Source organism: Sphingopyxis indica, assembly GCF_032879645.1.
In the GTDB taxonomy this organism is placed as follows: domain Bacteria; phylum Pseudomonadota; class Alphaproteobacteria; order Sphingomonadales; family Sphingomonadaceae; genus Sphingopyxis; species Sphingopyxis indica.
The window spans coordinates 297,433-322,046 of the sequence record NZ_CP076395.1 but is presented as its reverse complement, the minus strand read 5'-3'; the positions used below and the strand labels follow the sequence as shown (position 1 = coordinate 322,046).

Genomic DNA, 24,614 nt, shown 5'->3' with positions numbered 1-24,614 from the left:
TATGATTTGGTCCCTTGATCAATCGAAAGTCGAATGGAAATCCCACCCCATTCGAAGGACCGTCTAGCGCATCACCCGTTCAATCTTTGCCAGCGACCATGGTTAACGGCACGTTAGGGTTCATGCTGATGCGCCAGAACTTTTATTGTTTCCCAATATCTTATGGAAATTTCGCGAAAACGCTGCCGCCGTACGACGATGTCATCGCCCCGCCATGACACAGATGTGCGCCATAGCCGCGCCGATTCGCGGGGCTCAGATTCCCTCGCCCGACAGGCGCTGGCAGATCATGTCGAGCTGGTCGAGCGAGGCGAATCTGAGCGTCAGCGCGCCCTTGCCGCCGCCGCCATATTGGATCGCGACGCCGATCCCCAGCAGTTCGGACAGATGCCGCTCGACCGCCATGATGTCTGGATCGCGCCCGACGCCGTCCATGCTCTTATATTCGAGCGGCGGCCCCCGCCCCCCGCCCTTTTCGGCGCGCACCAGCGCCTCGACCGCGCGCACCGACAGCCCGTCGCTGACCACCTTGCGCGCGATCGCCTCGGCGCCCTCGGCCCCGATCAGCGCGCGCGCATGGCCCATCGCAAGGCTGCCGTCGCTGACCAGATCCTGCACCCCGCGCGGCAGGTCGAGCAGGCGCATCAGGTTGGCGACATGGCTGCGCGACTTGCCGACGAGCTTCGCCAGCGCGTCCTGGCTGTGCCCGAAATCCTCGATCAGCTTGCGATAGGCGTTCGCTTCTTCGATCGCGTTGAGGTCCTGCCGCTGGATATTCTCGACGAGCGCGATCTCATAGGTCGCGGCATCGTCGAGGTCGCGCACCAGCGCGGGGATCTGGTGCAGCCCCGCGCGCTGCGCCGCGCGCCAGCGCCGCTCGCCCGCGACGAGCTGATAGCCCTCGCCGCCCGGGGCGCGGCGGACGATGATCGGCTGGAGCAGCCCGCGCGCCGCGATCGATTCGGCGAGCTCGACGATCGCCTCCTCGTCGAAACGCCGCCGCGGCTGCCCCGGCAGCGGGCGGATCGCGCCGACCGCTATATGCTGCACCGAATCGCCGGTCGCGCGCGGATCCGCCGCGCGCGCGCCGCCCTGACTCGCGAGCACCGGCGATTCGACCGCGGCATCTCCGAACAGCGCATTCAATCCGCGCCCGAGCCCCGATGGCCGCTTGCGCGCCGGGGACTGGACGGTTTCTTCTTTCTTTTCAGACATTAAGCAGCCTTGCGTATATTGGGCAGGCGATCAATCAGCTCGCGCGCGAGCGCGATATAGGCCGCCGATCCGGGGCAGCGATGGTCATAGATCAGCGCGGGGAGCCCGTGGCTCGGCGCTTCGGACAGCCGCACGTTGCGCGGGATCACCGTCTCGAACACCACCGGCCCCAGGCATTCGCGCACATCGTCCGACACCTGGTCGGTGAGCCGGTTGCGCCGGTCGAACATCGTCAGCGCCACGCCGAGGATGAAAAGCTGCGGGTTGAAGCGCCCGCGCACGCGCTCGACCGTGGTGAGCAGCTGGCTCAGCCCTTCGAGGGCGAAAAATTCGCACTGCAGCGGCACGATCAGCGATTCGGCGGCAATCAGCGCGTTCAAGGTCAACATGCCGAGCGACGGCGGGCAGTCGATCAGGCAGATGTCCCACTGCCCCGCTTCGGCGCTCGCCAGCGCCTTTTGCAGCCGGTGCAGCCGGTCCTCATAATCGACCAGCTCGATCTCGGCGCCCGACAGATCGACCGTCGCGGGAACGATGTCGAGCCGCGGCACCGCGGTATGAATCGCGCATTCGGCGAGCGTCGCATCGGCGCGCAGCAGGTCGTAGCTCGAAAATTCGCGCTGCGCCTGACTGATGCCGAGCCCGGTCGAGGCGTTGCCCTGCGGATCGAGGTCGATAATCAGGGTGCGCCAGCCGGTCGCCGCGAGCGCCGTGGCCAGATTGATCGCGGTCGTCGTCTTGCCGACCCCGCCCTTCTGGTTCGCCACGGCGATACGGATCATGCTTTTCCTCGCTTTTTCGGCGCGATACGCCCCTGCCCGACCAGGATGCGGCTCTCGGCATCGGTTCGACTATGTTCCACGTGGAACAGACTCTGCCATGCTCGCGGGAGCAATGCCAGTTCCTTAACCGCATTTCGCCCCTTTGGCAGCAGCCAGCGCGTCGATTCGGTGGAAAAACGCGCGGATAAGTCGATCAGCCGGTCGAGCGGCGCAAAGGCGCGCGCGCTGATGGTGCCGGCCGGCCGCGTTTCGACCGCCTCGAGCCGCGCCTCGGCGATCGCGACATGGCGCAGATCGAGCGCTTCCGCCACCTCGCGCAAAAAGTCGCACCGGCGCCTCCGCGACTCGACGAGCAGCACCGGCCGCTCCGACAGGATCGCCACCACCAGCCCGGGCAGTCCCGGTCCGCTCCCCAGATCGACCCAAAGCCCCGCGCCGTCGCGTTGGTCGAACGCCAGCAACTGCGCGCTGTCGGCAATATGCCGCACCCACAGGTTCGGCACCGTCGACGCCGCGATCAGATTCTGCCGTGCATTCTCGGCAACGAGCATCGCGGCAAAGCGCTCGAGCCGTGCCCATTGCTCAGCCGTCGGCGAAAGGACGTCGGCGATCCAATCCCGCGCCTCCGCCTCGCTCGCCAAAACCGCATGATCGGAACTCACCAGCCATCTACCCAAATTTGTCATTCCCGCGGAGTCGCAGACGGCGCGCCGCGCCTCCGCGGGAATCCAACCTCCTCTTCGCGCCTTTGCGTGAGGCTCCTGAAATCTCGCGCAAGACACAAAACATCACACCCGCTGACGCTCCCTTGCCGGACATGCAAGAGACAATCACACAAAGATGGCGGCCGCTCCGCTGACGATTCGGGCATCTCGAAAGCGGACACTGGGCGATCTGCTACTTCAGGGCGATGAGGCCGGCGTCGGTGGAGCTGAACCCGCAAGCGTCGAAATAAAACGGTCGGAGGTGCGGATCAAAATCCACATGGAGCCACTCGCACCCGGCCTGCTTCGCCCGATCGACCGCCTCCATTATCATGGCTTTTGCAATACCCTGGCGTTGGAAAGCAGGCAGCACCGTTGTGTCCAGAATGAATGCGTGGAACCCGCCATCCCACGCGAGGTTAACGAACCCGACCAGCTTCCCCGAGCGACGGGCGCACACCCAACCCAAGCTGAAACGATTGACTTGTGCCCACCAATCATCAGCGAAGACTCGATGCTCAAAACACTCAGCATGTAGAGCGTTGATCTCGGCATTGTCGAACGCTCCACGCCACTCGGTCCTGTACTCGGAAGGCCCAGAGCCTTCTGGCGGTGTTCGGTCCATTCGCATTGTTAAATCGGAGACTTCTTTCTACGTCAATGTCAGCTACTTTCGCGTGGCGCCGTCGAAAGCCGTTCGTCTCTTGCCCCATCCCGAACGGCCATCCCCTGCTCGCCCCTAAGCCTCAACCCAATCCTCAAGCCGCCCGCCGCCGGCTATGCACCATGATCGCAGTCAGCGCCGCGGGGGTCACGCCGTCGATGCGCGCCGCCTGCCCCAGCGTTTCGGGGCGCGCTTTCGACAGCCGCTCGACCATCTCGCGCGACAGGCCGCCGATCGCGGCATAGTCGAGCGCGGGGTCGAGCGCGATCGCCTCGTTCGCCGCGAGCGCGCGCAGTTCGGCGTCCTGGCGCGCGATGTACGGGGCGTAATGCGCGTCCTCCGCGAGTTCGGCGAGGATCGCGGGGTCGATCGCGGCAAGCTCTGGCGCCAGCCCCCCCAGCGTGGCCATCGTCACCCCGGCGTAGCGGAGCAGATCGACGCGCCGCCGCAGGGTCCCGTCGCCGGGCAGCGCCAGTCCGACCGCCGCATAGTCGCCGCTCGCGACCGGCGCGTCGAGCAGCGCCGCGGCGCGCGCGCGTGTCGCCATCCGCGCCTCGAACCGCGCAGCGGTCGCCGGGCGGACGAGCCCGATCTCGATCCCGCGCGGAGTAAGGCGCGTCGCGGCATTGTCGGCGCGCAGCCGCAGCCGATATTCGGCGCGCGCGGTGAGCATCCGATACGGCTCGGTCACACCCTGCAGCACCAGATCGTCGACCATCACCCCGATATAGGATTCGGACCGGTCGAGGATCAGCGGTTCGCGCCCCTGCACCGCCAGCGCGGCGTTCGCCCCCGCGACCAGCCCCTGCGCCGCCGCCTCTTCATAGCCGGTGGTGCCGTTGATCTGCCCCGCGCACCACAGCCCCGCCACGCTGCGTACCTGCAAGGTCCGGTCGAGTGCGCGCGGGTCGATATGGTCATATTCGACCGCATAGCCCGGCACGACCATCTCGACCGCCTCGAGCCCCTCCATCGTTCGCAGCATCGCGAGCTGAACGTCGGCGGGGAGCGAGGTCGAAATGCCGTTCGGATAGACGAGATGGCTGTCGAGCCCTTCGGGTTCGAGGAAGACCTGATGCCCGTCGCGGTCGGCGAAGCGGTGGATCTTGTCCTCGATCGACGGGCAATAGCGCGGTCCCGCCGCGCCGATCGCGCCGGTGAACAAGGGCGAGCGGTCGAGATTCGCCGCGATGATCGCGTGCGACTTGGCATTGGTGCGCGTGATCGCGCAGAAAATCTGCGGCACCGTCCGGCCGCTGTTCCACGTGGAACAGGTCCAGCTCGCACCCTCGGCGCTGTCCGACGGCTGCTCGGCGAGCCGCGCCCAGTCGATCGTTCGCCCGTCGAGCCGCGGCGGCGTCCCGGTCTTGAGCCGCGCCATGGGCAGTTTCGCCGCGCGCAACTGCTCGGCGAGCCGGTGCGCGCCCGCCTCGCCGATGCGGCCGCCCTCCATCCGCTCTTCGCCGCGAAACAGCCGGCCGCCGAGGAAGGTGCCCGTCGCGAGCACCACCGCGCGCGCCGCGAGGCGCGTGCCGTCGCCGAGTTCGAGCCCCTCGACGCGCGCGCCGTCGTCCGACAGGATCAGCGCGGCGGCTTCGCCCGCCACGACTTCGATCCCCGTCTCCGCCGCGAGCAGCGACTGGATCGCCTCGCGATAAAGCTTGCGGTCGGCCTGAATGCGCGGCCCCTGCACCGCCGCGCCCTTCGACGCGTTGAGCATCCGGTAATGGATTGCGGCGGCGTCGGCGGCGCGCGCCATCCATCCGTCGAGCGCGTCGACCTCGCGCATCAGATGCCCTTTGCCGAGTCCGCCGATCGCCGGGTTGCACGACATGGTGCCGATCAGCGCCGGGTCGAAACTGACCAGCGCAACGCGCGCACCAAGCCGCGCCGCGGCCGCCGCGGCCTCGGTCCCGGCATGTCCCCCGCCGACGACGAGGACATCATATGCTGCGCGATCCTGCATGATGGCGGCGCCCTTAGCTCAAAGATGTGTGCGAATCCACCGCGCTGCGACGGGCGCGGCGTTTCACGTGGAACATCATTTCCCGATGCAAAAGCGGCCGAACAGCGCGTCGAGCATCTCCTCGACCCCGGCGCGGCCGGTGATGCGGTCGAGCGCGCTCGCCGCGAGCCGCAGCCGCTCGGCGAGCAGGATCAGGTCGGCCGCTTCGTGCGAGCCCGGCTCGACGTCGAGCCAGGCCTTCGCTTCGGCGAGTGCGTCGCGCTGGCGCCGGCGCAGCGCCGCCTCGCCCTCGCGCGGGAGCAGCGTGCGCGCCGCGGCGACGATCGCGCGATGCAGCGCATCCATCCCCTCGCCGCTCGCTGCCGACAGGATCAGGTCGCAGCGCGCCGCCTCCGCCTCGGCCTGCGCATCGCCGCGCCAGCGGTCGGCCTGCGCGGCGATGCGCAGGCAGCGCGGATGCGCGGGTGCCGCGTCGGGCGGGCCGAGCCACAGCAGGATGTCGGCCGCCGCGACCGCCGCCTTCGCGCGGTCGATCCCGATCGCCTCGATCGCATCGGCACTGTCCCCGCGCATCCCGGCGGTGTCCGAAAAGCGCATCGCGATTCCGTCGAGCGCGAGCGGCGTTTCGATCACGTCGCGCGTCGTCCCCGCAACCGGCGACACGATCGCCAGCTCTCTCTTAGCTAATGCATTGATAAGTGTAGATTTTCCTGCATTAGGTGGACCCGCGATCACCACCGAAAGCCCCTCGGCGATCACCTCCGCCGCCGGGCGCTCCAGCCATTCGCCCAGCTCCCCCGCCAGCGCCTGCATCGCACTTGCTACGCGATATGCGCAATCATCGGAAAGTTCGACATCCTCCTCATCGGAGAAGTTGAGCTCGGCCTCGACCTGCGCCATCAATCCGAGCAGCCGCTCCTGCCACGCCGCGACCGCGCACGACACATGCCCGCTCGCCATCCCGAGCGCCTGCACCCGCTGGCTCTCGGTCTCCGCCGCCAGCAGGTCGGCAAGCCCCTCGGCTTCGGCCAAGTCGATCCGCCCATTCAGAAACGCGCGCCGCGTGAACTCCCCCGCCTCGGCGCGGCGCAGCCCCGGCATCGCCGCGAGCGCCGCCTCGACCGCCGCGACCACCGCGCGACCGCCGTGCAGATGCAGCTCGGCCAGATCCTCGCCGGTCGCGGTCGCGGGGCCGGGAAACCACAGGATCAGCGCGCGATCGAGCGGCGCACCGCCGGCATCCTTCAGCTCGCGGAGCGACGCGCGGCGCGCTTCGGGCACGCATCCGGCAAGCGCGGCGAGCGCCGCCCCCGCCCCTTCCCCGCTGATGCGTACGACCGCGATCGCCGCCGGCGGCATCCCGCTCGACAGCGCGAAAATCGTGTCGCTACTCCGGTCGTCGGTCAGCTCTTGCGCCCCCGCGCCGGCTTGTCGTCCGCATCGGCGCCCCTGGGCGGCGTGCCCATCATCCCGCCGCCGAACTGGCCGAGCAGCGACTGGATCAGGCTCAGCCCGCTCTCGCCCATCGGAACCCAGCTTTTGACCATCGCCTGCACCATGTCGGGGGTGATGCCCTTCGCCATCAACTCCTTGACGCGGGCCAGATAAATATCGTGCAGCGGTTCAAGATCGGGGAGTCCGACCAGCCGGCGCGCCTCTTCGGGGGTGCAATCGATCTCGATATTGAATTTCATCGCCCAATCTCCTGCCCCGGCGCGGGCCTTGACGCTTGAGCCGCTTGCCCCGCACCGCTAGCTTCGCGCTTTGACCGACAATTATCAAGAGCGAGGAGAGCCGCGATGTCCGCGAACGAAGCCCCGACCAACATCACCATCCCCGCGCTCGACGGCGAAGGCGACATCCCGGCCTATGTCGCGCGCCCCGACGCCGACAGCGCGCGTGCGATCATCGTCATCCCCGAAATCTTCGGCGTCAACGCCGGCATCCGCAAGAAATGCGACGACTGGGCCGCGCTCGGCTATCTCGCCATCGCGCCCGACATCTTCTGGCGCTTCGCTCCCGGCATCGAACTCGATCCCGATGTCGAGGCCGAGATGAACGAGGCGCTCGGCTATTTCGGCCAGTTCGATCCCGACAAGGGAGTCAAGGATATCGAAGCGGCGATCCGCTGGCTGCGCGCCGCGGGCGCCGACCGGATCGGCTGCGTCGGCTTCTGCCTCGGAGGGCGGCTCGCCTATATGGCCGCAGCGCGCACCGACATCGACGCCTCCGTCGGCTATTATGGCGTGATGATCGACACGATGCTCAACGAAAGCCACGCGATCTCGAACCCGCTGATGCTCCACGTCCCAACCGCCGACCATTTCGTTAGCGCCGAAGCCCAGGCAAAGATGCACGAAGCGCTGGGTCCGCATCCGAAGGTCACGCTCCACGACTATCAAGGGCTCGACCATGGCTTCGCGGCGACGAGCGGCGACCGCCGCGACGAAGCCGGGGCGCAGCTCGCCGACGGGCGCACGCGCGACTTTTTCGCAAAGCATCTCGCATGAGCGCCGGCTCCGCGGCCGACCGCGGCCTCGCCGCCTGGCACGCCTATATGGCGGGCGGCGGCGATCCGCAGGCCTTGCGCGACCTGCTCGCCGCAGATGCGGTTTTCCATTCGCCGGTGGTCCACACGCCGCAGGAGGGCCGCGACAGGGTCTTCGCCTATCTCCACGCCGCGAGCCACGTCCTCGGCGGCGAGAATTTCCGCTATCTGCGCGAGATCGTCGACGGCGATCAGGCCTGCCTCGAATTCGCGACCGAGCTCGAGGGCATCCAGATCAACGGTGTCGATATCATTTGCTGGAATGAAGACGGAAAGATCGTCGACTTCAAGGTGATGGTCCGGCCCCTGAAAGCGATCAACAAAGTCTGGGAGAAGATGGCGGCGATGCTCGCGGCGCAGGCGAGCTGATCCCGCGCGATGCGCCGCTGGCTCGTCTTTCCGGTGCTCGGCCTGCTCGCCGCGTTGGCCGCCTGGTGGGCGCCGGCGCGCTGGACGCTGCTGCTGTGGACCCCGCTCCTGCTGCTCGCGATCTACGACGCAGTGCAGCGGCGGCACACGTTGTGGCGCAATTATCCGCTGGTCGCGCGCATCCGCTGGCTGTTCGAGGCGCTGCGCCCCTTTCTCTATGCCTATATCGTCGAAAGCCCGCTCGACGGCCGCCCCTATGCCCGGAACGAGCGCGGGCTTGTCTATGCGCGTGCCAAGGGGCAGCTCGACGCGCATCCCTTCGGCACCGAACTCGACGTCTATTCGGACGAATATGAATGGATGAGCCACAGCATCGCGCCGGTCGAGGAACAGGATCGGACGCAGCGCGTGCGCGTCGGCACCGCGCAATGTTCGCGGCCCTATGACGCGGCGCTGCTCAACATTTCGGCGATGAGCTTCGGCGCGCTCGGCGCGCGCGCGATCGAGGCGCTCAACCTCGGCGCCAAGGCGGGCGGCTTCTATCACGACACCGGCGAAGGCGGATTCAGCCCCTATCACCGCGCGCACGGCGGCGACATCGTCTGGGAGCTCGGCAGCGGCTATTTCGGCTGCCGCGACGACGCCGGGCGTTTCGATCCCGAACGCTTTCGCGACACGGCGGCGGCCGATCAGGTGAAGATGGTCGAGATCAAGCTGAGCCAGGGCGCGAAACCGGGGCACGGCGGCGTGCTGCCGGGCGCCAAGGTCAGCGCCGAAATCGCCGCGACGCGCGGAATTCCGGAGGGCCAGGATTGCATCTCGCCCGCGGCGCACTCGGCCTTTTCGACTCCCATCGAAATGCTCCAATGGGCGGCGAAGCTGCGCGAGCTGTCGGGCGGCAAACCGGTCGGGATCAAGCTGTGCGTCGGCCAGCCGCACGAGGTCTATGCCGTCATGAAGGCGATGCTCGAAACGGGCATCCGCCTCGACTATATCGTCGTCGACGGCGCCGAAGGCGGCACGGGGGCGGCGCCGGTCGAATTTTCGAACCGCGTCGGCATGCCGCTGCGCGAAGGGCTGATCTTCGTGCGCAACGCGCTCGTCGGCTGCGGGCTCAAGGAAGAGATTCGCCTCGCCGCCTCGGGGAAGGTCCATTCGGGCGCGGGGCTCGCGGTCAATTGCGCGCTCGGCGCCGACTGGTCGAACGCGGCGCGCGCGTTCATGTTCAGCCTCGGCTGCGTCCAGTCGCTGCGCTGCCACACCGGCGCCTGCCCGACCGGCGTCGCGACGCAGGACCCCACCCGCCAACGCGGGCTCGTCGTCGAGGACAAGGCCGAGCGCGTCCGCCGCTTCCAGGCGGCAACCGTCTCGGCGCTGTGGGACATCGCCGGCGCGATGGGGCTGAAAAACCCGTGGGAACTGCGCCCGCACCATCTGCACGAACGGCAGAATTCGGCGCGCTCGGACTCGATCGACCGCATCTACAGCTTCTTTCCGCGCGGCGTGCTGCTCGACGATCCCGATTCGGTTTCGAGCGCGCGCTATTGGGCGATGGCGCGCGCCGACAGCTTCCGCGCCGCGGTCGAAGGCACGCCGGGCTGAATCCCGCTAGATCAGGCTGAGTTCGGCCAGTTCGCGATAGAGGTGCGGCGGCAGCTCGGCGATGCCGCTTTGATCGTCGATACGCTTGGGCGCATCGGCGTCGTCCAGATAGCGCCAGCCCTGATGCGCACGCTTCGGCTGCGGGTGGATGCGCTCGAGCGCCGCGCGGCAGACGATGTCGACCCGCCCGTCGTCGCGATCGTCGAAGCGCAAGATTTCAACGCGCGCGACCAGCGTGTGCCGCACGATGAAATGGAGCTTGCCGCCGACCAGTTCGTCGGCGCGTTTGGGGCGGAACCGCGTCGGAAAACGCACCTCGCCCCGCTCGGCGCGCGACGCGATACGCGACACAAGCGCCGGATAATCGGGGCAGCCAACGGCGACGCGGGTCATATGAAGCTGGGGCATGGCTGTCAGATGGGGCGCGCGCGGCGAAAAGGAAGGCCGCCCGACGCCGGACGGCTCCATCGCTCAACCGAGCAGCGTCCCCAGCCCGACGCTCGGATCGACCCAGCCTTCGTGGATCATCTTCACCGCGACGTACAGGATCACGGCGAGCCCGATATAGGCGATCCAGCGATAGCGCTCGATATATTTGGCGATGATGTTCGCCGCGACGCCCATCAGCGCGACCGCGAAGATCAGCCCGACGATCAATATGCCCGGATGCTCGCGCGCCGCGCCGGCCACTGCGAGCACATTGTCGAGGCTCATGCTGACGTCGGCGACCGCGACCGCCCAGGCGGCGCCGGCGAAACTTTTCGCCGGGCGCAGACCCGAATGCTCGTCGCCGGCGATTTCCGCCGAACCCGCCGATTCGCCGGCGTGGCGCAGCTCGCGCCACATCCGCCACGCGACCCAGATCAGCAGCAGCCCGCCGACGAAGATCAGCCCGACGATCTGCATCAGCTGGGTGACGACGAGCGCGAAGGCGATACGCAGCACGAGCGCCGCGAGCACGCCGATCAGGATCACCTTCTTGCGCTGGTCGGCGGGGAGCCCCGCGGCGAGCGCGCCGACGACGATCGCATTGTCGCCCGCGAGCACGATGTCGATCATCAGCACCTGCAGGAAGGCGGCGAGCGCCGCGGGTTCGGTGATGTTCGAGAAATCGGCGACAATATGCGACCAGATCTGGCCGATTCCGGCAGGCCCCTGCGCCGCCGCGGCAACCTGCGTCAACATATCCAACATCAAAGCTCGTCTCCAAAATAGCTGACTTCGGGCACCGGATCATAAAATGGGTGCAGCAGTGCCCGCCACTGGCGATAACGGTCCGATTGCCGAAATCCGATGCGATGGTCTTCGACCGACCGCCATCTTGCCAACAATAGATAGGGCGCTCCGGTTCCGATCGGGCGGCGGATTTCGATCCCGAGGAATCCCGGCGACGCCGCGATCAGCGGCCGCGCTTCGGCGAAGGCGGCCTCGAAATCGGCTTCGCTTCCCGGCCGGACCGGCAGCAAGGCATGCTCGATCACGGCCATCGGCGCGGCCTATTGGTTCATCGACTCGAAGAAATCCTCGTTGGTCTTCGAATCCTTGATCTTGTCGAGCAGGAATTCCATCGCGTCGATCGTGCCCATCTGCATGAGGATGCGGCGCAGCACCCACATTTTCGACAGCTTGTCCTTCTCGACGAGCAATTCTTCCTTGCGCGTCCCCGATTTTCCGACGTCGAGCGCGGGGAAGATGCGCTTGTCGGCGACCTTGCGGTCGAGCACAATTTCCGAGTTGCCCGTGCCCTTGAATTCCTCGAAGATCACCTCGTCCATGCGGCTGCCGGTGTCGATCAGCGCGGTCGCGATGATCGACAGCGACCCGCCCTCCTCGATGTTGCGCGCGGCGCCGAAGAAACGCTTCGGCCGCTGCAGCGCATTGGCGTCGACGCCGCCGGTCAGCACCTTGCCCGACGACGGCACGACGGTGTTGTAGGCGCGGCCGAGACGCGTGATCGAGTCGAGCAGGATCACGACATCCTTCTTGTGCTCGACGAGGCGCTTCGCCTTTTCGATCACCATCTCGGCGACCTGGACGTGGCGCGTCGCGGGCTCGTCGAAGGTCGAAGAAACGACCTCGCCGTTGACGCTGCGCTGCATGTCGGTGACCTCCTCGGGGCGCTCGTCGATCAACAGGACGATCAGATAGACCTCGGGATGATTGTCGGTGATCGCCTTGGCGATGTTCTGGAGCAGCACGGTCTTGCCGGTGCGCGGCGGCGCGACGATCAGCGCGCGCTGGCCCTTGCCCTGCGGGCTGACGAGGTCGATCACCCGCGCCGACTTGTCCTTCACCGTCGGGTCGAGCGCGTCGAGCGAGAGCTTCTGGTTCGGATAGAGCGGGGTAAGATTGTCGAAATTGACACGGTGGCGGACGACTTCGGGATCGTCGAAATTGACCGCCGTAAGCTTGGTCAGCGCGAAATAGCGCTCGCCGTCCTTCGGCGCGCGAATCTCGCCCTCGACGGTGTCGCCGGTGCGCAGGCCATATTTGCGGACCTGGTTGGGCGAGACATAGATGTCGTCGGGACCGGCAAGATAATTGGCCTCGGGGCTGCGCAGGAAGCCGAAGCTGTCGGGCAGCACCTCGATCGTCCCCGATCCGATGATTTCCTCGCCCTCTTCGGCGAGTTCCTTGAGGATCGAGAACATCAGATCCTGCTTGCGCAGCGTCGAAGCGCCTTCGACCCCCAGTTCCTCGGCCATTTCGACGAGTTGCGAGGGCGATTTGGTCTTGAGTTCTTTCAGATGCATGAATGGAGTCCGGATTACAGAAAATATTGGGAAAATTCGTTCGATTCAGGGCACCGGCCGGTGCCTGTCCGGCCGGGGGACGGCCGCTTCGACATCTTCGGCGCAAGGGAGTGCGCCGCCCGCGCGATGCGGGGTTGATCGGCCCCTATAACCGGCGCACAGCCAAGTCAATCGGGGCTGCGACCAAGCGGGCTCGCGCTCAGGGCCGGACGACGACGAGGATCACGATGATCGCGGCGGCGATCCCCGGTATCTCGTTGAGCAGCCGCAGCTGCTTTTCGCTGAGGCGCCGCTCGCCCTTCGCGAGCTTCTTCGCATAACCGACCGCCCAGCCGTGATAAGCCGAAAGCAGCAACACGAAGAATATCTTGGCGTGGAACCAGCCTTCGCGCCAATAATCGCCGTTGAAGGCGAGCATCAGCCCGAGCACCCAGACGAGGATGATTGACGGATTGAGGATGATCCGGCGCAGCCGATCCTCACGCTCGATCCACTTCTTGTCTTCTTCCGACCCGACCGGGCATTGGTGATGATAGACGAAGAAGCGCGGCATCATGAACAGGCCGGCGATGAAGAAAATGACGAAAATGATATGCGCCGCTTTGACCCACAGCATCGTCGCCCCCAAAAAGCCGGTCCAGTCCATTTCGTCTGCCTGTCTGCTGCCTATCCGCCGCGGACGCGCCGGACCAGATGTTCGACATGGGCTACGGCCGTATCGGGCACGATGCCATGGCCGAGGTTGAAGATATGGGGCCGCGACGCGAAAGCTGCAAGGATGCGATCGGTCGCGGCATCGAGCGCATCGCCGCCGGCGACGAGCGCGAGCGGGTCGAGATTGCCCTGCACCGGCAGATTTTCGGGGAGCGCCGCGTCGGCCCAGGCGGGATCGACCGTCTCGTCGAGCCCGATGGCATCGACGCCGGTTTCGCGCGCATAGGCGGCGAGCTTGCCCCCCGCCCCCTTCGGAAAGCCGATGACCGGCGTGCTGGGATGCAGCGCCTTCAGCCGCCGCACGATTTCGGCATTGGGTGCGATCACCCAGCGCTCGAACTGCGCGGGGCTCAGGCTGCCGGCCCAGCTATCGAACAGCTGCACCGCCTCGACGCCATTTTCGATCTGGCACGACAGATAGGTTATCGTGACATCGGTAATCGCGTCGACGATCGCCGCAAAGGCCACGGGATCGCCGAATGCCATGCGCCGCGCCGCCGCCTGATCCTTCGACCCCTGTCCCGCGACCATATAGGTCGCGACGGTCCACGGGCTGCCGGCGAAACCGAGGAAGGTCGTTGCCTCGGGCAGCGCGGCAGCAACGCGCGCGACGGTCGCATAGACCGGTTCGAGCCGCTCGGGCGCCGCCTCGAGCGCCGCCAGGCTGCTATCGACGAGCGGCGGGGCAAGGCGCGGCCCCTCTCCCGCCTCGAACCACAGCACCTGCCCCAATGCGTGCGGCACGACGAGGATATCCGAAAAAAGAATCGCGCCGTCGAAACCGAAGCGCCGGATCGGCTGTAAGGTCACTTCGGCGGCTGCTTCGGGATCGTAGCACAGCTCAAGGAACCCGCCTCTGGTCTCACGAAGCGCGCGATATTCGGGCAGATAGCGCCCCGCCTGCCGCATCAGCCACAGTGCGGGCCGTTCCTGCCGCACCCCGCGCAACGTAGCCAGCAGCTGTTTCGGTGACCCGGTCACGCGGCCCCTCTTTCTTCCATCATTATATATTAGAATGATTGTGGTGGTTTGTTGGCGGTCGAATAAGCGGGCTTTAGGGCGCGGCACCGATTTTGCCAACAGCTTGACTCCTTTGCGGCCGATCCACCGCGGGGAGTCGCATTTCTTCTTCGCCTTCTTCACAGCCTGTGGATAAGTTTCGCGCGCTGTGGACAATCTATGGGGTAGAATCGACAGCGCCGGGGATGAAACCATCCTCCCCCTTTGCTCCCCGGCTTGTGCCGGATTTTATCCACAGGTGCCGATTTCGCTTCGTCGCTTGCCTTTTTCGGATCGGCGACGCCATGGTGCGGCGATGAGCCGCCTGCACCTGCACCTTATATCCGATTCCACGGGCGAAACGCTCGAAAATATCGCCAAGGCGGCGATCGCCCAGTTCGACGATGTCGAGGTGGTGCGCCACTTCTGGCCGATGGTGCGTTCGGAATCGCATCTCGATCGGATCATGGCCGAAGTGCAGGCGAGCCCGGGCATGATCCTCTTCACCCTCGTCAGCGGCGATCTGCGCGTCAGCCTCGAACGGCGCGCGGGCGCCTTGAACCTGCCCACCGTCGCGGCGCTCGATGCGGTCACCGATGCGCTGTCGCGGATGCTCGGGCAGGAGGCGAAGGCGCGCCCGGGGCGCCAGCACGCGCTCGACGCCGCCTATTTCGCGCGCGTCGATGCGATCCAGTTCACCGTTGCGCACGACGACGGCATCGGCTGGGACAATTGGGAACAGGCCGACATCGTCCTTGCGGGCGTGTCGCGCACCTCGAAAACGCCGACGAGCATCTATCTCGCCAATCGCGGTTACAAGACCGCGAATATCCCGATCGTCCCCGAATCACCGCCCCCCGACGCGCTCTACAATCTGAAACATCCGCTCGTCGTCGGGCTGACCACGAGCATCGACCGGCTCGTGCAAGTTCGCCGCAACCGGCTGCTGTCGCTCAATCAGGCGCCCGAGACCGCCTATGTCGACGAGGACCGGGTGAAGAGCGAACTTGCCTTCGCGCGCCGCATCTTCGCCGACAATAGCTGGCCGGTGATCGACGTGACGCGCCGCTCGATCGAGGAAACCGCCGCCGCGGTGATCAAGCTCGTCGAAGATCGCGACGCGGCATGACCCGGCTCGTCCTCGCTTCGCAGAGCAGCGGGCGCGCGGCGATGCTGCGTGCCGCCGGCCTCGATTTCGAAAGCACCGCGGCGCATGTGGACGAGGAGGCGCTGACCGCTGCGCTGCGCGCCGAGGGACAGACGGCGCGTAACATCGCCGATGCGCTCGCGGAGGCCAAGGCGGTGAAGATTTCGTCGCGGCTTCCCGGCGTCACCGTGCTCGGCGCCGATTCGACGCTCGCGCTCGATGACGGAACGATGCTCGCCAAGCCCGAAAGCCCGGACGAAGCCGCCGACCATCTGCGCCGCATGGCCGGCACGCGCCACCGGCTGTTCAGCGCCGTGGTCGCCGCACAGGATGGCAAGCCCGTCTGGCGCGCGATCGGCGAGGCGAAGCTGTGGATGCGCCCCTTGTCGGACGGCTTCGTCGCCGACTATGTCGCACGCCACTGGGACAGCATCCGCTGGACCGTCGGCTGTTACGAGATAGAGGGGGCGGGCGTGCAACTGTTCGATCGGGTCGAAGGCGATCCCTGGACCATCGTCGGCATGCCGATGCTGCCGCTCCTCGCGTGGCTGCGCGCCACGGGGCTGGCGCGGTCATGAGCGGGATTCCCTATGCGGAGGTGATCGGCGATCCGATCGCCCAGTCGAAATCGCCGCTGATTCACGATTTCTGGCTCGAAGCGCTCGGTCTGACGGGCCGCTACGAGCGTCATCACGTCAGACCCGGCGATCTGGCGGCCTATATCGACGCGCGCCGCGGCGATTCCGACTGGCGCGGCTGCAATGTCACCATGCCGCACAAGGCCGCGGTGATGGACCTTGTCGAAGATCCGGGCGACGTGCGCGGCACGATCGGCGCGATGAACACGGTAGTGCGCCAGCCCGACGGGAGGCTGATCGGCACCAACACCGACGCGGCGGGCTTTTTTGCGCCGCTCGCCGAACTCGATCTCGAGGGTGCGCCCGTCGTCGTGGTCGGCGCAGGGGGCGCGGCGCGGGCGGTGCTGTTCGCACTCGCGCGGGCGAAGGTCGGGTCGGTCACGATCCTCAACCGCTCGCCCTTGAAGGCGATGGGCCTGCTCGCTGCCTTCGGGCTCAAGGGCGAGGCGTTGGCGCTCGACGCGCCGCTGCCGCCCGCCGCGCTGCTCGTCAATGCGAGCAGCCTCGGCATGAGCGGCCAGCCGCCGCTCGATCTCGACCTCGCGCCGCTACCCGGCGATGCGATCGTCTATGACCTCGTCTATTCGCCGCTTCAGACCGGCCTGCTCGCCGCCGCCGAGGCGCGCGGGCTCGAGACCGTCGACGGGCTCGACATGCTGATCGGGCAGGCGGCGCTCGCCTTCGAGCTGTTCTTCGGCGCGGCGCCGCCCGAAGGCCGCGACGACGAGCTTCGCGCGCTGCTCACCGCATGACGCATTACAAGCGCCCTGCCTCGCGGCTTCGCCGCCCCTTCATCCTCGGCCTGACGGGGTCGATCGGCATGGGCAAGTCGGCCGCGGCGCAGATGTTCGAGCGGGAGGGCGTTCCGGTGTTCGACGCCGACGCCGAGGTCCACCGGCTGCAGGGCCCCGGGGGCGCGCTCGTGGGTCCGATCGAGCGGCGCTTTCCCGGCACGACGGGACCCAGGGGCGTCGATCGCCAGAAGCTCGGCGCGCGCGTGCTCGGCGACAAATATGAACTCGCGGCGCTCGAGCGGATCGTTCATCCGGCGGTCGCCCGCGCGCAGAAGCGCTTTCTGGCGCGGCACCGCGCGCGGGCGCTCGTCGTGCTCGACATTCCGCTCCTGTTCGAAAAAGGCGGCTGGCACCGCGTCGGGGCGATCGCCGTCGTCTCCGCACCGCTGTGGATCCAGCGCAAGCGGGTGCTGCGCCGGCCGGGGATGACGCACGCCAGGCTCAAGACGATCCGCGCGCTTCAGCTGCCCGATCGGGTGAAGCGCGCGCGCGCCGATTTCGTCATCGAAACCGGCCGCCCGAAAAGCGAGACGCATCGCCAGATTCGTGCCATCGCCTCTTGTTTCCGCGCCCGATAAGGTCCAGATTAATCCCTCGATGCGAGAGATAATTTTCGATACCGAAACCACGGGCCTTGATCCCCGCGCCGGGGACCGCCTCGTTGAAATCGGATGCATCGAGCTGGTCGATCGCCGTGAGACCGGCCGCAATTTCCACGCCTATTTCAATCCCGAGCGCGACATGCCGATGGAGGCCGAGGCGGTCCACGGGCTGTCGATCCAGTTTCTTTCCGACAAGCCGCTGTTCGCCAGCCGCGTCGACGAACTGCTAGAATTTCTGGGCGATGCGCCGATGGTCGCGCACAATGCCGCTTTCGACTTCGGCTTCGTCAACGCCGAACTCGTGCGCGCCGGGCGGCCCGCGCTCGACATGAGCCGCATGTGCTGCACCGTCCAGATGGCGCGCAAGCTGCATCCGGGCGCCAAACACAGCCTCGACGCGCTCTGCACCCGATATGGCATCGACCGCAGCCACCGGGTCAAGCACGGCGCGCTGCTCGACGCCGAATTGCTTGCGCATCTCTATATCGAGATGACGGGCGGGCGGCAGATCGGGCTCGGCCTCGGCGCCGAAGCGGCGCCGGCGTCAAGGCCCGTCGCCGCGTCGACGGCCGGCGTCGTTTCGTCCCGTCCCTATCGCGAACCGCGCCCGCACGCCGCAACCGCGGCCGAGCTTGCGCGTCATGCCGAATTCGTGGCCACGCTGAACCAGCCTTTGTGGCACGATAGTCCGTGACGGTCGGCAGCCGCCGCCGTCGCTGAGGCCTTGAAGGAGAAGACAAATGGAAATCCGCGTCTCTGGGCACCAGATCGAAACCGGCGAAGCGCTGCAGGCGCATGTGTCGGACCGGATGAACGCGATTGCCGACAAATATTTCTCTCGCGCGATCGGGGCGCACGCCACCTTCGGCAAAGGGCCGCACGACAGTTTTCAGTGCGATATCGTCGCGCATGTGATGCAGGGGCTTGTGCTCAAGGGGCACGGCCAGGCGCAGGACGCCCATGTCGCCTTCGAAGGCGCCGCCGAGCGCATCGAAAAGCAGCTCCGGCGCTATATGCGACGATTGAAGGATCGCAGCAGCCCCGGACAACCGTCGCCGACGATCGACGAAATCCAGGACAATGCGAGCTATATCGTCTTTGACGGCGGAAATGAGGACGACGATGCGGGCGACGCGCCGGCGGTGATCGCCGAAACGCGCGTCGATATTCCGACCAGCAGCGTGTCCGACGCGGTGATGATGCTCGACCTGCGCGACACCAATGCGCTGCTCTTCGTGAACAGCAAGACGGGCTCGCACAATATGGTCTATCGCCGCCGCGACGGAACGATCGGCTGGGTCGAGCCGCAATAGGGGCTGGATTTTTTTCGCCATCCGGCCTAAGGGCCGCGCCCAACGATGCCCGAACCGGCGGTGGCGAAACCTGCCACATTGATTCCAGACCGTTCGCCCAGAGCCCGCACCGGGAGGCGGGCGCCGCTGCTTTGACAGAATTTGACCTGATCGATGAACCTATCTTCCCTCCTCTATCCCGCGACGGTGCGCGCGCATGTGCCGATCGATTCGAAAAAGGCGCTTTTCCCGTTCATCGGGGATCTCGCGGCGCGCTCGCTCGGTCTCGACTCGGGCGAGGTTGCCGAGGCACTGCTCGAACGCGAGCGGCTCGGTTCGACGGGTTTCGGGCGCGGCATCGCGCTGCCGCATGCGAAGCTGCCCGACCTCGGCGGCGTGCGCGGCCTTTTCCTTCAGCTCGCGCGGCCGATCGAGTTTCAGGCGGTCGACGGTCTTCCGGTCGACCTCCTTTTCGTGCTCCTGTCGCCGCTCGACGCGGGGGCCGATCATCTGAAGGCGCTCGCCGGCGTGTCGCGGATGCTCCGCAACGAGAGCGTCGCCGACAGGCTGCGCGGCGCGAAGAACGACGAAGCGCTCTATGCGTTGCTCGTCGACAGCGAAGCGCGTGACGCGGCCTGACGCCGCGCACCGCCGCTCCTTGCCATGGCGCGGCTGACCAGCCGCTTTCTCGTCGATCTGTTGATTCGCCGCACCGAGGCGGCGGGCGGCTTTGCGACCGTCATCGCGGCGGGCGACGACCAGGCGGGCACGATCCTTGTCCAATGCCGCGATCGTGCCAGCATGGGACAGCTGCTCGAACGACGTTTCGCCCCCGGCGGGCGCTACGTCTGGGAGGCCGTCGATCCCGAAAATGACAGCGATTCGGAGGCGCGCGCAGCCTATGTCGAGCGGCGGCGCCGGACCGATCCCGACCTCTGGATCATAGAGGTGGACATCGCGAACGCGCCACAACTCGTCGCCGAGTGGGCATTATTGGCTTGACATTGGTGCGGCGCACAATAAGTGGCCCCGCAGTTTGCAACGCGCAGGTCGTTCCGCGGCGTCCCTTCGATGACGGGATTTTCCGACAAACGGAACGGACACGCAGTCGGATGATGACCGCAGGCGGCACAGGGCCATAACCCCCCGCCTGTCTTTGAGTTTCCGGTTCATCAGCCGCCCTTTCGACGGACATTATGAGTCGCATATTGAACGCTGCCAGTGCGGCTGCCGTGGCCCTGACCGTGGCTCCCATGCTGTTTCTGGCCGAACCCGGCTTCGCCACCGGACTTGGCGCCGACGCCAATATTCCCGCGATCACCCTGCCGAGCGCCGAGGCGCCGGTGGTGACGGAAACCGCGGACCCGTCGACCGATGTCGCTCCGGTCGATCCCGAAACCCCTGTTGCCGATGAACCCGAAGCCCCGGTCGCGCCCGCCGAGCCGGCGTTCGTTCCGGCCGCGACGCTCGCCGCGCTCGTCGATGCGACCCCCCGCCCCGCCGAGGTCGATCCCGAACTGCGCTGCCTTGCCGGTGCGGTCTATTTCGAATCGCGCGGCGAATCGCTCGCCGGCCAGCTTGCGGTCGCGCACGTCATCATCAACCGCGCCCAATCGGGCCGCTTCCCCGACAGCTATTGCGGCGTGGTGCATCAGCGCCGCCAGTTCAGCTTCCTGCGCGGCGGCAAGATGCCGCGTATTCGCGAATCGAGCGCGCAATGGACGCGCGCTCTCGCGATCGCACAGATCGCCCGCGACGGCAGCTGGAAGAACAAGGCGCCGGGCGCGCTTTTCTTCCATGCACGCTATGTGCGCCCGGCGTGGCGTAAGACGCGCGTCGCGCAGATCGACAATCATATCTTCTATCGCTGATCCGCGACAACGGCTTTCGGGCCGTTCATTGCCAAGCCAGCTTCGAGGGCGCATCATGTCCGCATGATGCGTCATCTTCCTGCCGTTCTGCTCGGCACCGCCGCGCTTGCGCTTGCCGCCTGCGCCACCCCCGTCCCGCCGGTCGAGGTCACGCGCTTCCACAGCGAAGCGGTCGCGGGCTGGGCGCCCGGCACGCGCTACGTCATCGACGAGGTTCCGCTCGCCGATACGACGGGCATGACCAGCGGCATCCAGCCCTCGCTCGAATGGGACAGCTATCGCACCGCGGTCGAACGCCAGCTCCGGCTTCAGGGCCTCGTCCCGGCGGAGGGCGCGTCGACGAGCACCGCGCCGCTCAAGGTGCGCATAGGGTTCGAACGCGCCGATCGCGGCGTGGCGGCGAAGCGTTCGCCGGTGTCGGTCGGCGTCGGCGGCTCGACCGGCAGCTATGGGTCGGGGCTCGGCGTGGGTGTCGGGATCAATCTCGGCGGCGGACCGCGCGAGATGGACAATCTGCGCCTCAGCGTTCGCATCGACGATGCCGCGACCGGTCAAGCGCTGTGGGAAGGCCGCGCGCTCGCCGCGATTCCGGCAAAGGCGCCCGCGGCGCAGCCCTCGCTCGCGGCGGCGAAATTGTCCGAAGCCCTATTCAAGGACTTTCCCGGCGAATCGGGACGCACTATCACCGTCCCATGACCATCAGCATCAACGCCGCCTTCGACAGCGGCAACATCGTCGTGGAGTCGCTCGAAGGCACCTCTGCCCGTCTTTCGATCCGCAAGGACCGCGAATCGGACTTCTATCAATGGTTTCATTTCCGCGTCGCCTGCGCTGTGGGCGACGCGCTCGAGCTTGCGATCGAGGGGCTGGCGAACTCGGCCTATCCCGACGGCTGGCCCGGCTATGCCGCCTGCGCGAGCTATGACCGCGAAGATTGGTTCCGGCTCGACACCAGCTATGAAGCCGGCACGCTGGCGATCCGTCACACCGCCGAAGCGCCGATCCTGTGGATCGCCTATTTTGCGCCCTATTCGATGGAGAGGCACCACGACCTGATCGCGTCGGTCGCCGGGTGCGAGGGCGTGACCTATCGCTGTCTCGGCACCAGCCTCGAAGGTCAGCCGATCGACTGCCTCGAAATGGGCACCGGCGACACGCAGGTCTGGCTCTATGCGCGCCAGCATCCGGGTGAGAGCATGGCCGAATGGTGGATGGAAGGGGCGCTCGAAAAGCTCACCGACCCCGCCGATCCGCATGCACGCGCGCTGCGGGCGAAGTGCCGCTTCCACATCGTCCCCAACATGAATCCCGACGGCTCGCGCCGCGGCCATCTGCGCACCAACTATGCGGGCGTGAACCTCAACCGCGAATGGCACGAACCGACCCCCGATCGGAGCCCCGAAGTGCTCTGCGTGCGTAATGCCATGGACGAAAGCGGCGTCGACTGGGCGATGGACGTCCACGGCGACGAAGCGATTCCGGCGGTCTTCCTTGCCGGCTTCGAGGGCATTCCGTCGCTCAAGGACGAGCAGATGGCAGCGTTCCTCGCCTTCCAGAATGCGCTCGCCGCGAACACGCCCGATTTCCAGACCGAGCTCGGCTATGAATCCTCGCCGCCCGGCAAGGCGAACCTCTCGATGTCGACGACGCAGCTCGCCGAGCGCTTCGGTGCGGTGTCGATGACGATCGAAATGCCGTTCAAGGACAATCGCGACCTGCCCGACCCGGCACAGGGCTGGTCGCCCGAACGCTGCAAGCTGCTCGCCCATGCGTGCCTCGCGACGCTGGATCAGATGCTGTGAGTCCGAAGGCGGATGGGGCCTGGCGGATCGTCGAGGACGATCTGTCGGGCACGCCGATCCGCGCGCTGCTCGAAGCGCATTTTGCTGGGATGCTGGCGAATTCGCCGGCAGAGAGCTGTCATTTCCTCGATTTCGAGGGGCTCAAGGGGCCGGGCGTCACCTTCTGGTCGATCCATCGCGGCGATGATCTCGCGGGCTGCGGGGCGCTCAAGATGCTCGATGCGCGGCACGGCGAGATCAAGTCGATGCGCACCGCCGATGCCTTTCTGCGCCAGGGCGTCGCGGCGCGGATGCTCGATCACATCATGGCCGAGGCCAGGGCGCGCGGCGCCGGGAAGCTCAGCCTCGAAACCGGATCGGGCGCGGCGTTCGAACCCGCACACGCGCTCTATCGCCGCTATGGGTTCGAGGAATGCGACCCGTTCGGCGACTATATGCCCGATCCGTTCAGCCGCTTCATGACGCGGACGCTTTAGAAAAGGTTTCGCGCGAAGACGCGAAGCCACGAAGATTCGCCCAAAATCCGCCAAAATCCGTTTGTGCTGAGCTTGTCGAAGCACCGTCCTTCTTTTTGCGGCGTCAAAGAAGACAACGGCCTTCGACAAGCCAGATGCGATCGGTGACAGGGATTCTTCGTGGCTTTGTGTCTTCGTGCGAAAAAATGGCGTGCGCCGCCCGAATAAGAAGCGGGGTCCGGAAGGGACCCGGACCCCGTTCGTTCAAGCGCGGCGGCTCAGGCCGCTTTCTTGCTGTCGTCGACCAGCGTGGGCTTGCCGCCGCCGATCGCGATCTTGTGCGGTTTCATCGCGTCGGGCACTTCGCGCACCAGGTCGATGGTGAGCAGCCCGTCGGCAAGGTCGGCCTTGTCGACGCGGACGAAGTCGGCGAGCTGGAAGCGGCGCTCGAAGGCGCGCGTCGCGATACCGCTATAGAGCAGCTTGCGCTCCTCGCCTTCCTTCGCGGGCGCCTTGCGGCCGCTGACCGTCAGCATGTTCTGCTGGGCGGTAATGTCGATCTCGTCATTCTTGAATCCTGCCACCGCAACGGTGATGCGGAAATGGTCGTCGGCGATCTTTTCGATGTCGAAGGGCGGGTAATTTTCCGCCGCGCCGCTGTTTTCGAGGAAATCGAACAAACGGTCGAATCCGACCGTCGAGCGGCGATAGGGGGTCCAGTCGAAACTGTTACGCATGATGCATTCCTTCCTTGTTCCAAAGCGAAGTCATGGGGCGGCGGCATGTGCCACAGCCTCGCCCGGTCCCGTTTCGGCAACCGGGTAAAACCAAAAATGGTAACGTCTGAAACCGTTTCAAGAGGGGCGGTGGTCCTCCCCGTCCGCGCGCGCTATGGGGCGGCGAATCGCGCGTACGGGCGCCCCTTTCAGGAAGGAAGACAATGCCGCAGCTCATCCTCATCCGTCACGGCCAGTCGCAGTGGAATCTCGAAAACCGCTTCACCGGCTGGTGGGACGTCGACGTCACCGAAAAGGGCGCGGCCGAGGCGTGGGCGGCGGGCGAATTGATGAAGGAAAAGGGGATCGCGCCGACGACCTGCTTCACCTCGGTCCAGACGCGCGCGATCAAGACGCTGAACCTCGCGCTCGAGGCGATGGGGCGGCTGTGGCTCCCGGTGACCAAGGACTGGCGGCTCAACGAGCGTCATTATGGCGGGCTCACCGGCCTCGACAAGGCCGAGACGGCGGCGAAACATGGCGACGAACAGGTCAGGATCTGGCGCCGCAGCTTCGACACCCCGCCGCCGCCGCTCGAGGCGGGCTCGCCTTATGATCTGTCGGGCGACCCGCGCTACGCCGGCATCGACATCCCGGTGACCGAGAGCCTGAAAGACACGATCGCGCGCGTGCTGCCCTATTATGAGAGCGCGATTGCGCCCGAACTCAGGGCCGGAAAGACCGTGCTGATCTCGGCGCATGGCAACAGCCTGCGCGCGCTGGTCAAGCATCTGTCGGGAATTTCGGACGCCGACATCACCGGCCTCGAAATCCCGACCGGCCAGCCGATCGTCTATGACCTCGCCGACGATCTCAGCGCGCGCGAACGCTATTATCTCAGCGAGCGGTGAGCGGACTTTCGCGATCCTTCACCTTGCGTTCTCGCATATTTTCGACATGATGTCAGAAAATTGCCGGGGG

General features: G+C 66.5%; 30 protein-coding genes. 16 read left to right on the top strand and 14 right to left on the bottom strand.

The window, feature by feature from the left end; all coding sequences use genetic code 11:
* Nucleotides 1–255 precede the first annotated feature (255 nt).
* The 7 genes from KNJ79_RS22065 to KNJ79_RS22035 form a co-directional block, all read right to left on the bottom strand.
* Nucleotides 256–1,215 (bottom strand): ParB/RepB/Spo0J family partition protein, encoded by a 960-nt coding sequence (locus KNJ79_RS22065; RefSeq protein WP_317154033.1) that lies wholly within the window; start codon nt 1,213–1,215, stop codon nt 256–258.
* Nucleotides 1,215–1,997, bottom strand: a complete 783-nt coding sequence (locus KNJ79_RS22060) for a ParA family protein (RefSeq protein WP_089216078.1) — start codon at nt 1,995–1,997, stop codon at nt 1,215–1,217. Before KNJ79_RS22060 ends, KNJ79_RS22065 begins: the two co-directional genes overlap by 1 nt.
* Nucleotides 1,994–2,659 (bottom strand): 16S rRNA (guanine(527)-N(7))-methyltransferase RsmG, encoded by a 666-nt coding sequence (rsmG, locus tag KNJ79_RS22055; protein WP_394357193.1) that lies wholly within the window; start codon nt 2,657–2,659, stop codon nt 1,994–1,996. The genes KNJ79_RS22060 and rsmG overlap by 4 nt, the downstream gene beginning before the upstream one ends.
* A 235-nt stretch (nt 2,660–2,894) precedes the next feature.
* The gene (locus tag KNJ79_RS22050) at nt 2,895–3,326 is read right to left on the bottom strand and encodes a GNAT family N-acetyltransferase (RefSeq protein WP_317154032.1); all 432 of its coding nucleotides are present in this window, start codon (nt 3,324–3,326) and stop codon (nt 2,895–2,897) included.
* Between the two features lie 133 nt (nt 3,327–3,459).
* On the bottom strand, nt 3,460–5,331 hold the full coding sequence (gene mnmG / locus KNJ79_RS22045; RefSeq protein ID WP_317154031.1) for a tRNA uridine-5-carboxymethylaminomethyl(34) synthesis enzyme MnmG: 1,872 nt from the start codon (nt 5,329–5,331) through the stop codon (nt 3,460–3,462).
* Nucleotides 5,332–5,406: 75 nt separating this feature from the next.
* The gene (gene mnmE / locus KNJ79_RS22040) at nt 5,407–6,690 is read right to left on the bottom strand and encodes a tRNA uridine-5-carboxymethylaminomethyl(34) synthesis GTPase MnmE (protein ID WP_245836718.1); all 1,284 of its coding nucleotides are present in this window, start codon (nt 6,688–6,690) and stop codon (nt 5,407–5,409) included.
* Between the two features lie 44 nt (nt 6,691–6,734).
* A complete protein-coding gene (locus KNJ79_RS22035) occupies nt 6,735–7,025 on the bottom strand; it encodes a DUF6489 family protein (protein ID WP_089216074.1) in 291 nt (96 codons plus the stop codon).
* A 105-nt stretch (nt 7,026–7,130) separates the two neighbouring features.
* On the opposite strand from KNJ79_RS22035, the gene KNJ79_RS22030 reads away from it, so the two are divergent.
* The 3 genes from KNJ79_RS22030 to KNJ79_RS22020 are packed head-to-tail and all read left to right on the top strand — an operon-like array spanning nt 7,131 to nt 9,850.
* Entirely contained in the window at nt 7,131–7,841 is a 711-nt protein-coding gene (locus KNJ79_RS22030) for a dienelactone hydrolase family protein (protein ID WP_317154030.1), read from the top strand.
* On the top strand, nt 7,838–8,248 hold the full coding sequence (locus tag KNJ79_RS22025) for a nuclear transport factor 2 family protein (RefSeq protein ID WP_089216072.1): 411 nt from the start codon (nt 7,838–7,840) through the stop codon (nt 8,246–8,248). The genes KNJ79_RS22030 and KNJ79_RS22025 overlap by 4 nt, the downstream gene beginning before the upstream one ends.
* A gap of 9 nt (nt 8,249–8,257) precedes the next feature.
* The gene (locus KNJ79_RS22020; protein WP_317154029.1) at nt 8,258–9,850 is read left to right on the top strand and encodes an FMN-binding glutamate synthase family protein; all 1,593 of its coding nucleotides are present in this window, start codon (nt 8,258–8,260) and stop codon (nt 9,848–9,850) included.
* Nucleotides 9,851–9,856: 6 nt separating this feature from the next.
* Here KNJ79_RS22020 and KNJ79_RS22015 read toward each other — a convergent pair whose 3' ends face one another.
* From KNJ79_RS22015 to hemE, 6 genes are all read right to left on the bottom strand, one after another.
* On the bottom strand, nt 9,857–10,258 hold the full coding sequence (locus KNJ79_RS22015; RefSeq protein WP_317154028.1) for a DUF1489 family protein: 402 nt from the start codon (nt 10,256–10,258) through the stop codon (nt 9,857–9,859).
* A gap of 63 nt (nt 10,259–10,321) precedes the next feature.
* Nucleotides 10,322–11,044 carry a TerC family protein gene (locus KNJ79_RS22010; RefSeq protein ID WP_089216069.1) on the bottom strand — a complete coding sequence of 241 codons (723 nt, stop codon included), beginning with the start codon at nt 11,042–11,044 and terminating at the stop codon, nt 10,322–10,324.
* The gene (locus tag KNJ79_RS22005; protein WP_089216068.1) at nt 11,044–11,337 is read right to left on the bottom strand and encodes an antibiotic biosynthesis monooxygenase family protein; all 294 of its coding nucleotides are present in this window, start codon (nt 11,335–11,337) and stop codon (nt 11,044–11,046) included. Before KNJ79_RS22005 ends, KNJ79_RS22010 begins: the two co-directional genes overlap by 1 nt.
* A 9-nt stretch (nt 11,338–11,346) precedes the next feature.
* Nucleotides 11,347–12,603, bottom strand: coding sequence for a transcription termination factor Rho (gene rho / locus KNJ79_RS22000; RefSeq protein WP_089216067.1), 1,257 nt, complete (start codon nt 12,601–12,603; stop codon nt 11,347–11,349).
* 199 nt (nt 12,604–12,802) lie between these two features.
* Nucleotides 12,803–13,249, bottom strand: a complete 447-nt coding sequence (locus tag KNJ79_RS21995) for a CopD family protein (RefSeq protein ID WP_317154027.1) — start codon at nt 13,247–13,249, stop codon at nt 12,803–12,805.
* A 20-nt stretch (nt 13,250–13,269) separates the two neighbouring features.
* Complete coding sequence (gene hemE, locus KNJ79_RS21990; RefSeq protein ID WP_317154202.1) at nt 13,270–14,226, bottom strand: uroporphyrinogen decarboxylase; 957 nt, start codon at nt 14,224–14,226, stop codon at nt 13,270–13,272.
* 406 nt (nt 14,227–14,632) lie between these two features.
* Between hemE and KNJ79_RS21985 the strand changes: the two genes are divergently transcribed.
* From KNJ79_RS21985 to KNJ79_RS21930, 12 genes are all read left to right on the top strand, one after another.
* The gene (locus tag KNJ79_RS21985; protein ID WP_089216064.1) at nt 14,633–15,445 is read left to right on the top strand and encodes a pyruvate, water dikinase regulatory protein; all 813 of its coding nucleotides are present in this window, start codon (nt 14,633–14,635) and stop codon (nt 15,443–15,445) included.
* On the top strand, nt 15,442–16,041 hold the full coding sequence (locus tag KNJ79_RS21980; RefSeq protein ID WP_089216063.1) for a Maf family protein: 600 nt from the start codon (nt 15,442–15,444) through the stop codon (nt 16,039–16,041). Before KNJ79_RS21985 ends, KNJ79_RS21980 begins: the two co-directional genes overlap by 4 nt.
* Nucleotides 16,038–16,853, top strand: a complete 816-nt coding sequence (aroE, locus tag KNJ79_RS21975) for a shikimate dehydrogenase (RefSeq protein WP_317154026.1) — start codon at nt 16,038–16,040, stop codon at nt 16,851–16,853. Before KNJ79_RS21980 ends, aroE begins: the two co-directional genes overlap by 4 nt.
* Complete coding sequence (gene coaE / locus KNJ79_RS21970; protein WP_089216062.1) at nt 16,850–17,473, top strand: dephospho-CoA kinase; 624 nt, start codon at nt 16,850–16,852, stop codon at nt 17,471–17,473. The genes aroE and coaE overlap by 4 nt, the downstream gene beginning before the upstream one ends.
* A gap of 19 nt (nt 17,474–17,492) precedes the next feature.
* Nucleotides 17,493–18,191, top strand: a complete 699-nt coding sequence (dnaQ, locus tag KNJ79_RS21965; RefSeq protein WP_317154025.1) for a DNA polymerase III subunit epsilon — start codon at nt 17,493–17,495, stop codon at nt 18,189–18,191.
* Between the two features lie 46 nt (nt 18,192–18,237).
* A complete protein-coding gene (gene hpf, locus KNJ79_RS21960) occupies nt 18,238–18,810 on the top strand; it encodes a ribosome hibernation-promoting factor, HPF/YfiA family (RefSeq protein ID WP_089216060.1) in 573 nt (190 codons plus the stop codon).
* Between the two features lie 153 nt (nt 18,811–18,963).
* Entirely contained in the window at nt 18,964–19,428 is a 465-nt protein-coding gene (locus KNJ79_RS21955; RefSeq protein ID WP_089216059.1) for a PTS sugar transporter subunit IIA, read from the top strand.
* Nucleotides 19,429–19,452: 24 nt separating this feature from the next.
* Nucleotides 19,453–19,791: a DUF1491 family protein gene (locus tag KNJ79_RS21950; protein ID WP_089216058.1), complete on the top strand. Its 339-nt coding sequence runs from the start codon at nt 19,453–19,455 to the stop codon at nt 19,789–19,791.
* A 194-nt stretch (nt 19,792–19,985) separates the two neighbouring features.
* Entirely contained in the window at nt 19,986–20,660 is a 675-nt protein-coding gene (locus KNJ79_RS21945) for a cell wall hydrolase (protein WP_317154024.1), read from the top strand.
* Between the two features lie 63 nt (nt 20,661–20,723).
* Nucleotides 20,724–21,356: a DUF4136 domain-containing protein gene (locus KNJ79_RS21940; RefSeq protein WP_317154023.1), complete on the top strand. Its 633-nt coding sequence runs from the start codon at nt 20,724–20,726 to the stop codon at nt 21,354–21,356.
* Nucleotides 21,353–22,462, top strand: coding sequence for a M14 family metallopeptidase (locus KNJ79_RS21935; RefSeq protein WP_089216055.1), 1,110 nt, complete (start codon nt 21,353–21,355; stop codon nt 22,460–22,462). Before KNJ79_RS21940 ends, KNJ79_RS21935 begins: the two co-directional genes overlap by 4 nt.
* The gene (locus tag KNJ79_RS21930; RefSeq protein ID WP_317154022.1) at nt 22,459–22,938 is read left to right on the top strand and encodes a GNAT family N-acetyltransferase; all 480 of its coding nucleotides are present in this window, start codon (nt 22,459–22,461) and stop codon (nt 22,936–22,938) included. Before KNJ79_RS21935 ends, KNJ79_RS21930 begins: the two co-directional genes overlap by 4 nt.
* Before the next feature lie 257 nt (nt 22,939–23,195).
* Here the strand turns inward: KNJ79_RS21930 and KNJ79_RS21925 are convergent, their stop codons facing one another.
* Complete coding sequence (locus tag KNJ79_RS21925) at nt 23,196–23,654, bottom strand: Hsp20 family protein (protein WP_317154021.1); 459 nt, start codon at nt 23,652–23,654, stop codon at nt 23,196–23,198.
* A 203-nt stretch (nt 23,655–23,857) separates the two neighbouring features.
* Between KNJ79_RS21925 and gpmA the strand changes: the two genes are divergently transcribed.
* Nucleotides 23,858–24,544, top strand: coding sequence for a 2,3-diphosphoglycerate-dependent phosphoglycerate mutase (gene gpmA, locus KNJ79_RS21920; RefSeq protein ID WP_089216053.1), 687 nt, complete (start codon nt 23,858–23,860; stop codon nt 24,542–24,544).
* Nucleotides 24,545–24,614 lie beyond the last annotated feature (70 nt).